The 12,834-nt window shown below is 55.9% G+C and carries 8 protein-coding genes; 7 read left to right on the forward strand and 1 reads right to left on the reverse strand.

The window, feature by feature from the left end:
* Positions 1–145: 145 nt before the first annotated feature.
* Positions 146–613 carry a DciA family protein gene (locus tag ABJK70_RS00515; protein ID WP_077728475.1) on the reverse strand — a complete coding sequence of 156 codons (468 nt, stop codon included), beginning with the start codon at positions 611–613 and terminating at the stop codon, positions 146–148.
* Between the two features lie 177 nt (positions 614–790).
* Here ABJK70_RS00515 and secA point away from each other — a divergent pair, with 177 nt between their 5' ends.
* The 7 genes from secA (at position 791) to ABJK70_RS00550 (ending at position 12,831) form a co-directional block, all read left to right on the forward strand.
* Positions 791–3,514, forward strand: coding sequence for a preprotein translocase subunit SecA (gene secA, locus ABJK70_RS00520; protein ID WP_077728474.1), 2,724 nt, complete (start codon positions 791–793; stop codon positions 3,512–3,514).
* Positions 3,515–3,525: 11 nt separating this feature from the next.
* Positions 3,526–4,737 (forward strand): bifunctional glutamate N-acetyltransferase/amino-acid acetyltransferase ArgJ, encoded by a 1,212-nt coding sequence (argJ, locus tag ABJK70_RS00525; RefSeq protein ID WP_347257250.1) that lies wholly within the window; start codon positions 3,526–3,528, stop codon positions 4,735–4,737.
* A 20-nt stretch (positions 4,738–4,757) separates the two neighbouring features.
* Positions 4,758–5,705: a Nudix family hydrolase gene (locus ABJK70_RS00530; protein ID WP_077728473.1), complete on the forward strand. Its 948-nt coding sequence runs from the start codon at positions 4,758–4,760 to the stop codon at positions 5,703–5,705.
* A 166-nt stretch (positions 5,706–5,871) separates the two neighbouring features.
* On the forward strand, positions 5,872–7,281 hold the full coding sequence (gene glnA, locus ABJK70_RS00535) for a glutamate--ammonia ligase (RefSeq protein ID WP_077728472.1): 1,410 nt from the start codon (positions 5,872–5,874) through the stop codon (positions 7,279–7,281).
* 422 nt (positions 7,282–7,703) lie between these two features.
* On the forward strand, positions 7,704–8,777 hold the full coding sequence (glnL, locus tag ABJK70_RS00540; protein WP_133717633.1) for a nitrogen regulation protein NR(II): 1,074 nt from the start codon (positions 7,704–7,706) through the stop codon (positions 8,775–8,777).
* Positions 8,770–10,179 (forward strand): nitrogen regulation protein NR(I), encoded by a 1,410-nt coding sequence (ntrC, locus tag ABJK70_RS00545; RefSeq protein WP_077728470.1) that lies wholly within the window; start codon positions 8,770–8,772, stop codon positions 10,177–10,179. The genes glnL and ntrC overlap by 8 nt, the downstream gene beginning before the upstream one ends.
* Before the next feature lie 147 nt (positions 10,180–10,326).
* Positions 10,327–12,831 (forward strand): glycogen/starch/alpha-glucan phosphorylase, encoded by a 2,505-nt coding sequence (locus ABJK70_RS00550; protein WP_077728469.1) that lies wholly within the window; start codon positions 10,327–10,329, stop codon positions 12,829–12,831.
* Positions 12,832–12,834: the final 3 nt, after the last annotated feature.

Raw genomic sequence — 12,834 nt, forward strand, 5'->3', positions numbered from 1 at the left:
CGATCGGTGTTAAATCCTTATCGAAATGCGGCAGGGAAGCCGATTCTTATCCAGCCGCCGGGTTGGACTTCTCTCGCGTGCCCGTAATTTGGGCATCAGTCCAGGGGCAAACGATCTCTGTCGGCTGAATTTTCGACGCTGTTTTTTATTGATTTTCTTTTCCGGGGTCGGCGTTCCTCAGTGCCTGCACTGTTGCGCTCAGCCGCAGCAGCGCTTCCTTAAGTTCCCCGGAAGATGTCGACAATGCGCTATTTTTCAGTACCTCGGCGGCGAAGCCGGATGGCAAGGCGAGAACTGGTTTGTCGAGAGGTCTTGCTGCGGCAGGCAGTGCGTTACGAATCAGTAAATCGTTGAACCGGTATCCGGTCGATTGCTGAACCTTGGATAAGAGGTGCAAGGCATAAAAGCGTATTTGTGAGGCCCAAGCCGGCGAGTCCACGTAAAGAATCAGGCGGTCCGGCTTGACCACGCAGTCTACACAATGGTCCGCAAGAAAGCCTGGCAGTGCTCTTTTTGCCACATCGAGTACGCGGCGGTGTTTTTCTACCTGGATCAGGAGCCCTTGGATCGCGGCGCCTTGAAATAGACCGGCAACGGATTCTGGTTGGCGCATCTTCGAAATCAGCCCTCCATGGTAGTCGCGGTTAGCCGAATCGAACCCAGCAAACCTGTTCGAATTTGCCTCAATTTCTCGCCAACGTCTGATATGGCCCTCGACTCATTATAAATACCATGGTTTTGCGGTATCATCGTTGGATTATTTTTCGTTTGGACTCGGAATTAAACCGCAATGCTAGGCAAGCTAGTAAAGAAAATCGTTGGCAGTCGCAACGAGCGAATCATCAATAGAAAAAGAAAACTCGTCAAGAAGATCAACGCGCTGGAACCTCAGTTCCAGAATCTATCCGATGAGGCGTTACGAGGGAAAACCCAAGAATTCAGAGACCGCCTGAACGAGGGTGAGATGCTCGATGCGTTACTCCCAGAGGCTTTCGCCGCCGTCAGGGAAGCATCTCGCCGCGTTCTGAACATGCGCCACTTCGATGTTCAGTTGATAGGCGGGATGGTGCTCCATGACGGGAAGATCTCGGAAATGAAAACCGGCGAGGGCAAGACGCTGGTCGCCACCCTGGCCGCTTATCTGAATGCACTGCCCGGTAAAGGCGTACATGTCGTCACCGTCAATGACTATTTGGCGCGCCGAGACTCCGAATGGATGGGCAAGCTCTATAACTTCCTCGGACTCTCCGTGGGCGTCATAGTCAGCAGTCTGAACGCGGAGCAGCGCCGGGAATCCTACGCGGCCGACATTACCTACGGTACCAATAACGAGTTCGGCTTCGATTACCTCCGGGACAATATGGCATTTTCCCGCGACCAGAGGGTGCAGAGGGAAAAATATTTTGCGATCGTCGACGAAGTCGACTCCATCTTGATCGACGAAGCCAGGACGCCTCTCATTATTTCGGGGCCGACCGAGGACCGCAGCGACCTTTACCATAAGATCAACGCCTTTATTCCTCATCTCAAGCGTCAGGAAAAAGAAGGCGCTCGCGGCGATTACAGCGTCGACGAAAAATCCCGGCAAGTCTACCTCACGGAGGAGGGGCACGAGCGCATCGAGCAGTTGCTGGTTCAGCAGGGATTGATCAATGCAGACGAAAGTCTGTACGACGCCGTCAACATCAGACTCATGCATTTCATCAATGCCGGATTGCGGGCTCACGCGCTGTTCCAGCGGGATGTCGACTATATCGTTAGGGAAAACCAGGTGATCATCGTGGACGAGTTCACTGGCCGCGCGATGCCGGGACGTCGTTGGTCCGAAGGGCTGCATCAGGCGATCGAGGCTAAGGAGAACGTTCCGGTTCAAAACGAAAACCAGACGCTGGCCTCCATCACGTTTCAGAACTATTTCCGCCTGTATGAAAAACTGGCCGGCATGACCGGTACGGCCGATACCGAGGCCCCGGAGTTTCATCAGATTTACGGCCTCGAAGTTGTCGTCATTCCGCCCAATAGGCCCATGGTCCGCCAAGATCTCGGTGATCTCGTCTACCTCACCGTTCGTGAGAAATACGGCGCCATCATCGAGGATATCCGCGAGTGCGTGAAACGCGGCCAACCGGTGCTGGTGGGGACTACATCCATCGAAAACTCGGAACTCTTGGCGACTTTCCTCCGTAAGGAAGGCATTCCGCATCAGGTGCTGAACGCCAAGCATCACGAGCAGGAAGCTCATATCATTGCGCAAGCCGGTCAGCCCGGTGCGGTCACTATTGCGACCAACATGGCGGGCCGCGGCACCGACATCGTTCTCGGCGGCAGCCTGGAAGAGGATTTGGCGGCTATCGATCCCAGCGATCAGGGGTCCGTCGCTCGCTTGAAAGAGGAGTGGAAAGTCCGTCACGCTCAGGTTGTGGAAGCAGGCGGCTTGCACGTCATCGGATCGGAGCGGCATGAATCTCGGCGCATTGATAACCAGTTGCGGGGACGGTCCGGACGGCAGGGTGACCCCGGCTCATCACGGTTTTATTTGTCCTTGGAAGATCCCTTGATGCGGATTTTCGCTTCCGATCGGGTGGCCGTGCTCATGCAAAAGCTGGGAATGAAGGAAGGCGAGGCGATCGAACACCCATGGGTGACACGGGCGATCGAGAGCGCTCAACGCAAGGTTGAAGCGCGCAACTTCGACATCCGCAAGCAGTTGCTGGATTACGACAACGTCGCCAACGATCAGCGCAAGGTGGTTTATCACATGCGTGACGAACTGATGGAGGCGGACGATATTTCCGAGGCGATCACGAACATGCGTCGGGACGTTGTCGGCCAGATATTCACCCAGTTCATTCCGCCGCACACCCTGGAAGAGCAGTGGGACGTCAAGGGTCTGGAAGACACGCTATTGCGGGAACTCGGATCGAAGCTGCCGGCGCAACAATGGCTGGATGAAGATTCGCGGCTGGATGAGGACCGCCTGCTCCAGAAAATCATCGATCAGCTGGATGCGGTTTATCAGGCAAAGAGTGCCGTTATAGGCGAATCGGTCATGCGTCATTTCGAGAAAACGGTGATGCTGCAAGTTCTCGATAACGCCTGGAAAGAGCATTTGGCGGCCATGGACCATCTGCGCCAGGGCATCCATCTACGCGGTTATGCGCAGAAGGATCCGAAGCAGGAATACAAGCGCGAAGCGTTCGAGATGTTCACCTCCATGCTGGACGGGATTAAACACGAGGTGATCGGCATCGTATCCAAGGTTCAGGTGCACAGCGAAGAAGAAGTCAATGTCATGGAGGAACAGCGCCGCGCCGTACCTCAAGAAATGCATTTCGAACATGCCGAGGCACACGCACTGACTGCGGAACCTGAAGAGGCGGAGGTCGAGGAAAAGCCGGTTAAACCACGGCCCGCACAGCCTTATATCCGGGACGTCGCCAAAGTGGGCCGTAACGAGCCTTGCCCTTGCGGTTCCGGGAAGAAATTTAAGCACTGCCACGGCAAATTGGATTGAAATCGCCGCGTATGAGCGTCTTGAGCGAAGAGTTGACCCTGGCAACCGTAAAAGGCGTCCGGCTCGGTGCGGCCTGTGCCGGCATCAAGCGGAACGATCGTGACGATATCGTGGTGATCGAAGCAGCCAAAGGGTCTACCTGTGCGGCCGTTTTTACCCGAAATGCCTTTTGCGCCGCGCCGGTGATCGTGGCGAGAGATCATCTCGGACACCATCCACGCTGGCTCTTGGTCAATTCCGGGAATGCCAATGCCGGAACCGGCCAGCGAGGGCTGGACGATGCTCGTCGGACCTGCCGGACGCTCGGCCGGCTGACCGGCGCGGCGGCCGAGCAGGTGCTTCCTTTCTCGACCGGTGTAATCGGCGAATATCTTCCGGTGGAAAAGATCGAATCGGCTTTGCCCAAAGCCCTGAGCGCCTTGGACGAGGCGGGATGGACGCGCGCGGCAAGGGCCATCATGACGACCGATACGCGGCCTAAAGGTGCAAGCCGGACTGTCAATCTGGCTGGAGTATCGGTGACCGTCACTGGCATCGCCAAAGGCGCCGGCATGATTCACCCCGATATGGCCACCATGCTGGCCTTCATTGCCACCGACGCGAAGGTTGAACCGGCTAGTTTGCAGGCTTGCTTGAGCGACGCCGCCGACGGTTCTTTTAATTTGATCACGGTGGACGGCGATACCTCGACTAACGACGCCTGCGTTCTGTTCGCAACGGGCGGAGCCGGTAATCCCGAACTTAGCCGGCAAAGCGTGGATTTCCCTCTCCTGGCCCGAGCGGTTCGGGAGGTTTGTGAAGACTTGGCTGAAGCCATCGTGCGGGACGGCGAAGGCGCCACCAAGGTGATGCGGATAGAGGTCCAAGAGGCCAGGGATGAAACCGAAGCGCGGAATGTGGCCAAGTCTATCGCCCATTCGCCTCTGGTCAAAACCGCTTTTTTCGCCAGCGATCCGAACTGGGGCCGGATTTTGGCTGCGATCGGTCGTTCAGGCTGCGCCGATCTCGATATATCGGGCGTTTCTATATGGTTGGGGAACGTGCTGATCGTGGAAAATGGAGGACGCGCCATGAGTTACACCGAGGAGGCCGGGAGAGCCGTGATGTCTGAGAATGACATCCTGATTCGCGTTGTGCTGGGGAGGGGGAGCGCGCATCAGCGTGTCCTGACGTGTGATCTCTCTTACGATTACGTCCGCATCAACGCGGAATATCGAACCTAGTCGAGGCTGAACGTATCCCGGTGAGCGGTTGCTCCGAGTTGCATGTAGCCGCCGGTGTCATCCGGAACGGACTCGGCCAAATTCTCATTGCGCGGCGCCTCGCCCACGTCCATCAAGGGGATCTTTGGGAGTTTCCGGGAGGCAAGCTGGAAGCCGGCGAAACCGCAAAGGAAGCTTTATCCAGAGAAATCCGCGAGGAGCTTAACCTCGAAGTGATAGAGGCATCGCCCTTGATTCGGATTCGTCACGCTTATCCGGAGCGTTGCGTACTGCTGGATGTGTGGCGGGTGGACCGGTTCGAGGGGACGCCAATCGGCATGCAGGGACAGCCGATTCGTTGGGTTTCGCCAGACGAATTGCCCGGCTTCGCATTTCCGGCCGCGAATCGCCCCATCGTAACGGCTGCCAGACTTCCCGATCAGTATGCGATTCTGGACGATGAATCGGGCGATGAGGCGCTTTTGCGCGAGCGTTTGCACCATCTGGTGTCGCGCAGAGCCGGTTTGATCCAATTACGGGCGCGCCGATTGGGTGTGCACCAATACGAGGCGTTGGCGCATTATGCTGTGGAGTACTGCCGGGAACGGGGCGCGATCCTACTTCTGAATGCGGATCCGTGCTGGGTGGTCGGGACGTCCGCCGCGGGGCTTCATCTTACGGCACAAAGACTGATGAGCTTGAGTGAACGGCCATTGGAGAAAGCCCGGTGGGTTGCCGCATCTTGTCACAATCTCGGTGAACTGAAGCACGCGGAGCGAATCGGCGTCGATCTGGCCGTTCTTGCCCCTGTGCTGTCCACGCCCACCCACCCCCATGCCGTGCCGCTAGGATGGATAACTTTTGCCGAGTTGGTGGATCAGGTAAATATTCCGGTCTTCGCTTTGGGGGGGGTGTCTCCAGCGGATGTGGACGTTGCAAAGTCCCATGGGGCTCAGGGCGTGGCGGGAATTCGCGGATTTCTTCCGTAAACGGCACTGAAATGGGTCGTATGCACATTAATGGTGCGTTTTTGTTTTGCGAACAAGTTGTTGCACTATTGTAATTCCGGGAGATAACAGCGTTTTTCTATTGGTACAATTTTTGTTTAATTACCCGCTTGAGATTTTTACAACCCTAATATTCGGGAGATAAAGAATGACGCCACAAGATGTACTTCAGCTGATGAAGGAAAAGGAGGTCAAATACGTTGATTTGCGGTTTGCCGACACTCGGGGCAAGGAACAGCATGTTTCCATTCCGGCGCACAGTGTGGACGAGGACATGTTCGAAGACGGCAAGATGTTCGACGGTTCGTCTATTGCGGGCTGGAAGAGCATCAACGAGTCGGACATGATCCTGATGCCTGATCCGACGACGGCGGTTATCGATCCGTTTTTCGACGATCCAACCCTGATTTTGCGCTGCGATATCGTCGAGCCCTCTACCATGCAGGGTTATGAGCGCGATCCTCGCTCCATCGCCAAACGTGCTGAAGCTTACATGAGATCCACGGGCATCGCGGATACCGCGCTGTTCGGGCCAGAAAACGAATTCTTCGTATTCGACGATGTGCGCTGGGGCGTTTCCATGCAGGGTTCGTTCTATAAAGTCGATTCCGAAGAAGCCAGTTGGAACACCGAAAAAGTTTACGAAGACGGCAACATCGGCCATCGTCCCGGCATCAAAGGCGGCTATTTTCCGGTGCCGCCCGTTGACTCCATGCAGGACTTGCGCGCGGCCATGTGCAATACGCTGGAAGAAATGGGGCTGATCGTCGAGGTTCATCACCACGAGGTGGCGACCGCCGGACAGTGCGAAATCGGCGTCAAGTTCGGTACGTTGGTCCGGAAGGCGGATGAGGTGCTTACCCTCAAATACGTGGTACACAATGTCGCTCACGCTTACGGCAAGACCGCGACCTTCATGCCGAAGCCGCTGGTCGGCGACAACGGCAACGGCATGCATGTTCATCAATCACTGTCCAAGGGTGGCGTGAACTTGTTTACCGGTGATTTGTATGGCGGCCTTTCTGAGTTGGCGCTGTTTTACATCGGCGGCATTATCAAGCATGCGAGAGCTTTGAATGCCTTCTGCAACCCGTCCACCAACAGCTACAAACGCTTGGTGCCGGGGTTCGAGGCGCCGGTCATGTTGGCTTATTCCGCCCGCAACCGATCGGCATCGATCCGCGTTCCGTATGTCACTAATCCGAAAGCGCGCCGCATTGAGGTTCGTTTCCCTGATTCCACCGCCAATCCATATTTTGCTTTCGCAGCCATGCTGATGGCCGGTCTCGACGGTATCCAAAACAAGATTCACCCGGGCGACGCCATGGACAAGGATCTTTACGATTTGCCGCCGGAAGAGGAGAAGAGCATTCCGCAGGTTTGTCATGCGTTTGATATGGCGCTGGATGCATTGAGTGCGGATCGCGAATTCCTGACTCGCGGCGGCGTCTTCACCAATGATGCGATCGATGCGTACATCGACCTCAAGATGCAGGAAGTCACCCGTCTGCGCATGAGCACGCATCCGGTTGAATACGATATGTATTACAGCCTCTAAACGGCTATTCGGCCCGAATCTGAAAACGCCCCTTTATGGGGCGTTTTTTTTGTTCGGGTATTTTCCGAATCCGAGACGCTATAGAGAGCTCGCGTAAAGAGTAGTCTGGCGATTCATTCGGCTGAACAAGGCTGTCTATCCCAGTGACAAGTCCGAAAGGGCGAATGTGAAGCTCAAAAGTGACTGGCTCGGGCAGTAGCGCCTTTGTCGAGTGTTGGATTATCTATATTGGTAAATTCCGAAATAACTTCAAATGGAACAGATGTTTCAGCAAATCGGTCTAATATGCACCAATATGGTGCGCATTGCCTGAGGTTCTGTGGCGGCGAGTGTCCGCTGCTGAGTTCTATAGGTCTTGAGGCACCTACAACCAAGCGCAGCTTGCATGGGTAATTGGCCTCCATCTTGCTTTTCAAATCGTAATGAATAACCCAGATCCCATTCCACTATATCAACGCATCCTCGATCATTTAACGGACGCCGTGTTGGTTTTCGATCCCGCGTACCGCCTGATTTATATCAATGTGGCCGGGGAAATGTTGTTCGCAGTGAGTGCACGACAGGTTCTGGGTTCGGGGGCCAAAGAGCTTTTCTTTCTATACGATCAGAACATCGAGAAAGATTTGAAACGAACCTTGCAACAGGGTGAATCGTTGACCAAGCGAAATTTGTCGTTGGGTCTTCCGTCTCAAGCTATTACGGTCAATTTCACGATCACGCCGATGCTGGAGCAGGATAAACCGGTCGCCGCATTGGTGCAGATTGAACAGGTGGATCGGCATTTGCGCATCTCCATGGAAGAGCAGCTTCTGGCGCAGCAGAACGCCGCTCGCATGCTTTTGCGGGGATTGGCCCACGAAATAAAGAACCCTTTGGGCGGTCTGCGCGGTGCGGCGCAGTTGCTCGACAGGGAGTTGGTCGAAGAAGAGATGCGGGAGTATACGAAAATCATCATGGAGGAATCCGACCGCCTGCAATCGCTGGTCGACCGGATGCTTGAGCCCAACAAACCGCCGCGGAAAAGCCGGCTCAATATCCACCGGGTACTGGAGAGAGTGCGTCAGTTGGTGCAGGTGGAGGCTCCTCCAAGCGTCGTCATCGAAAGAGACTACGACCCGAGTTTGCCGTTGGTGAATGGCGATAGCGATCAGCTGATTCAAGCGATCTTGAACATCGTGCGCAACGCGGCGCAGGCGGTAGGGAAGAAAGGGCACATCCTGATTCGCACGCGCATCCATCGCCAGGTGACCATTGGTCATAGGCGCAACCCGATGGCCGTCAAGATCGACATCATCGACGATGGTCCGGGTATCAAGCCGGAGTTGCTCGGTCAGATTTTTTACCCGATGGTAACCGGGCGCGCTGACGGTACCGGTTTAGGCCTGTCGATCGCACAGTCCTTGATCAATCAGCATGGTGGATTGGTCGAGTGCTCGAGTTCCCCGGGCAACACGGTTTTTTCTATTTTCCTGCCTTTGGAGAAGGACCATGAGTAGTTCAGCCCAAGTATGGGTGGTTGATGATGATCGCTCGATCCGCTGGGTCTTGGAAAAGGCCTTGCAAAAGGCATCGATACACGCGCGCTGTTTTTCGAACGCCGGCGGATTGCTCGATGCTCTCGATCAGGGCAAGCCCGATGCCATATTGACCGATATTCGGATGCCGGGCATGGACGGGCTGGAGCTTTTGCGGCAGCTGCAGATCAAGCATCCGCAACTTCCCATCATCATCATGACGGCGCACTCGGATCTGGAGAGCGCGGTCTCGGCATTCCACGGCGGCGCGTTCGAATATCTGCCGAAGCCGTTCGATGTGGACGATGCCGTTGATCTGGTGCAGCGTGCATGCGCACAAAGTCAGCGCGCGCGGCAAGAGCAAGGTCCGCCCGAGGTGGCCGAGGAAACGCCCGAAATCATCGGGGAGGCGCCGGCCATGCAAGAGGTTTTTCGCGCCATCGCGCGACTCGCCCGCTCCCACATCACCGTTCTGATCAACGGCGAATCGGGGACCGGGAAAGAGTTGGTTGCGCGGGCGCTGCACCGCCATAGTCCACGGGCCGACAAGCCTTTTATCGCCCTCAATATGGCGGCGATCCCCCGCGATCTGCTGGAATCCGAATTGTTCGGCCACGAACGCGGTGCGTTTACCGGCGCGCAGGCTCGCCGCGCCGGGCGTTTCGAACAAGCCGACGGAGGCACGTTGTTCTTGGACGAGATCGGCGATATGCCTGCGGATTTGCAGACCCGTTTGTTGCGCGTGTTGGCCGACGGCGAGTTTTTTCCCGTTGGTGCGCACGCACCGGTCAAGGTGGACGTCCGCATTATTGCCGCCACTCATCAAAATCTGGATACGCTTGTCGCCGAAGGCCGTTTCCGGGAGGACTTGTTCCACAGATTGAACGTCATCCGCATTCACCTCCCGCCCTTGCGGGAGCGTCGCCAGGATATTCCTTTATTGCTGAACCATTTCCTCAAGGAGGCCAGTCAAGAGCTGAAGGTGGAAACAAAAGTCTTGTTGCCGGATGTGGAGGACTATCTTTGTCGGCTCGATTGGCCGGGCAACGTGCGTCAGTTGGAGAATACCTGTCGCTGGATCACGGTTATGGCGGCGGGCAAGGAGGTTCATCTGGACGATCTGCCGCCGGAATTACTGAGTGTTAAGGCGAGTACCTCTACTGTCGTCGACAGTTGGGAAGATTGTTTCCGGCAATGGGTCGATAAGCGCTTGAGGCGTGGGGATAGAAATGTCGCAAAGGAAGCTATAGATTCAGCCGAAGGGATTTTGATCGCCACGGCGTTACAATTCACCCGCGGGCGTCGCCAGGAAGCAGCAAAGTTATTAGGTTACGGCCGCAATACATTGACACGAAAGATCAGCGAGCTGAGTCTGGACGTGTAAGAAATCGAGTACCGGCAAGCTTATCGTCAACAGCTCCGGCTTTGATGCGATAATCGCCCCTTTCCGGCTTTGTCGTCTGCGGACAGCCGCAGAGGAACGACGAGCTTTTCGTGCCCAATCTGAAATTGCCAAATAAGCGGACCGACTATGCCAAACCGAAGTCTTGTGAATAGTAAGCGAAAACCGTGGTTGACCGAGCTGCCTGCCTTGGGGTTGAAGGCCAAGGATTTGGCCGTGGACATCCGCCGTCATTTCAGCTACACGCTCGGCCGCGACAAGTACTGCGCATCCGCGCACTATGCCTACACGGCGGTCGCTTTGACGGTCCGCGACCGCTTGATGGAGCGGTGGAAGAATACGCATTACGCCTATGAGGAAGCGGACTGCAAGCGTGCTTACTATTTATCCATGGAATTCTTGATGGGGCGGACCTTGAGTAACGCCACGCTCAATCTCGGGATCGACGATCCTCTGCACGAAACTTTACACGACCTGGGGCTGGATCTAGAGGAGATCGTCGAGAGCGAACAAGATGCCGGATTGGGTAACGGCGGGCTGGGTCGGCTGGCTGCTTGTTTCGTAGATAGCTGTGCGACGCTGCAGTTGCCGGTGATGGGCTACGGCATCCGTTACGAATATGGCATGTTTCGGCAAAACATCGAGGATGGCCATCAGGTCGAGGAGCCCGATCATTGGCTGCGGAACGGCCACGTCTGGGAGCTGGAGCGTCCGGAACTGACGGTGCGGATACGTTTCGGCGGGCGGACGGATACTTATGGCGGCGACGAATCCCACCCGAGGAGGCGCTGGGTGGATACCCACGATGTGCTCGCAGTCCCGTACGACATCCCGATTCCCGGTTACAAGAACGGTACGGTTAACACGCTGCGCCTGTGGAAAGCGGCTGCCACGGATGAATTCGATCTACAAGACTTCAATGCCGGAGATTACACCGAAGCGGTCCGTTCCAAGAACATGGCGGAAAACATCACCATGGTGTTGTATCCCAATGATGCAAGCGAGAACGGAAAGGAGTTGAGGCTACGCCAGCAATACTTTTTGGCTTCGGCCAGTCTTCAGGACGTCATCCGCAAATGGGTGCTGGTGCATGGCGAGGACTTCAGTCGGTTTGCGGAAAAGAATTGTTTTCAGCTCAACGACACCCATCCGAGTATTGCCGTAGCCGAGCTGATGCGCCTTTTGATGGACGAGCATGGGTTGCATTGGGATGAGGCTTGGGCCATCACCTCGCGTACCATGGCTTATACCAATCACACACTGCTTCCGGAAGCCTTGGAGAAATGGCCGGTGCGCCTGTTCCGGCAATTGTTGCCGCGGTTGCTGGAAATCATTTTCGACATCAACGCGCGATTCTTGGGTGAGGTCGCCAACCGCTGGCCGGGCGATCTGGACCGATTGGCGCGGATGTCCCTGATCGAGGAAGGCTGGGAGCAACAGGTTCGCATGGCTTACCTGGCCATCGTCGGGAGCTTTTCGGTCAACGGGGTGGCGGAGCTTCACTCCAATCTGCTCATGCAAGGGCTGTTTCGCGATTTTTACGAACTGTGGCCGAATAAGTTCAACAACAAGACCAACGGTATTACGCCTCGCCGCTGGCTGGCCGGGTGTAATCCCAAGCTTGCCTCGTTGATCACGGAAACGATAGGCGAGGGTTGGTTGACCGATCTGTCCCAACTCGGCAAGCTGGCCGCATATGCCGATGATTCTGCGTTTCGCCAACGCTGGAGGGAAATCAAGCGCCATAACAAGGAGCGTCTCTTACGCTATAAGAAAGCGGAGCTGGGCGTGGATATCGAACTGGATGCGCTGTTCGACGTTCAGGTTAAACGGATACACGAATACAAGCGCCAGTTGCTCAACGTACTTCATGTCATTCACCTCTATGACCGCATTAAGCGCGGCGATACGGCCAATTGGACGCCGAGGTGCGTCCTATTCGGCGGCAAGGCGGCACCGGGCTATGCCATGGCGAAGCGAATCATCAAATTGATCAGTAATGTGTCCAACGTGATCGATCGCGATGCTGCGGCCGGCGAGCTGCTCAAGGTGGCCTTCCTGCCCAATTACCGGGTGACTGCGATGGAATACATTTGTCCCGGCACCGATCTTTCCGAACAGATTTCGACCGCGGGTAAGGAAGCGTCCGGTACCGGCAACATGAAGTTCATGCTGAATGGGGCGCTGACTATCGGTACTCTCGATGGCGCCAATATCGAGATTCGTCAGGAAGTGGGGGCCGAGAATTTCTTCCTGTTCGGCCTCACCGCCGAGGAGGTGGAGGCGAAGCGAGGCCAATACGATCCCGAGTCCGTCATAAACGGCAATGACGACCTGCGCCGGGTGATGCATCTCTTGGAAAGCGGGCACTTCAACCAATTCGAACCGGGAATTTTCGATCCCATCATCCATGCCATAAAAAGCCCGCACGATCCTTGGATGACGGCTGCCGACTTTCAAAGTTACGTAGAAGCCCAGAGGCGCGCGGCCGCTGCTTACCTCGATCAAGAGCAGTGGGCAAGAATGAGCATCCTAAACTGCGCTGCTGGCGGCAAGTTTTCCACCGACCGCACGATTTCGGAGTACAACCGCGACATTTGGAAACTGGAGCCGATCCGCCCTCGGTGTGAATAAGTC

The sequence above is a fragment of the Methylocaldum sp. genome, assembly GCF_039794385.1.
Lineage (GTDB): Bacteria > Pseudomonadota > Gammaproteobacteria > Methylococcales > Methylococcaceae > Methylocaldum.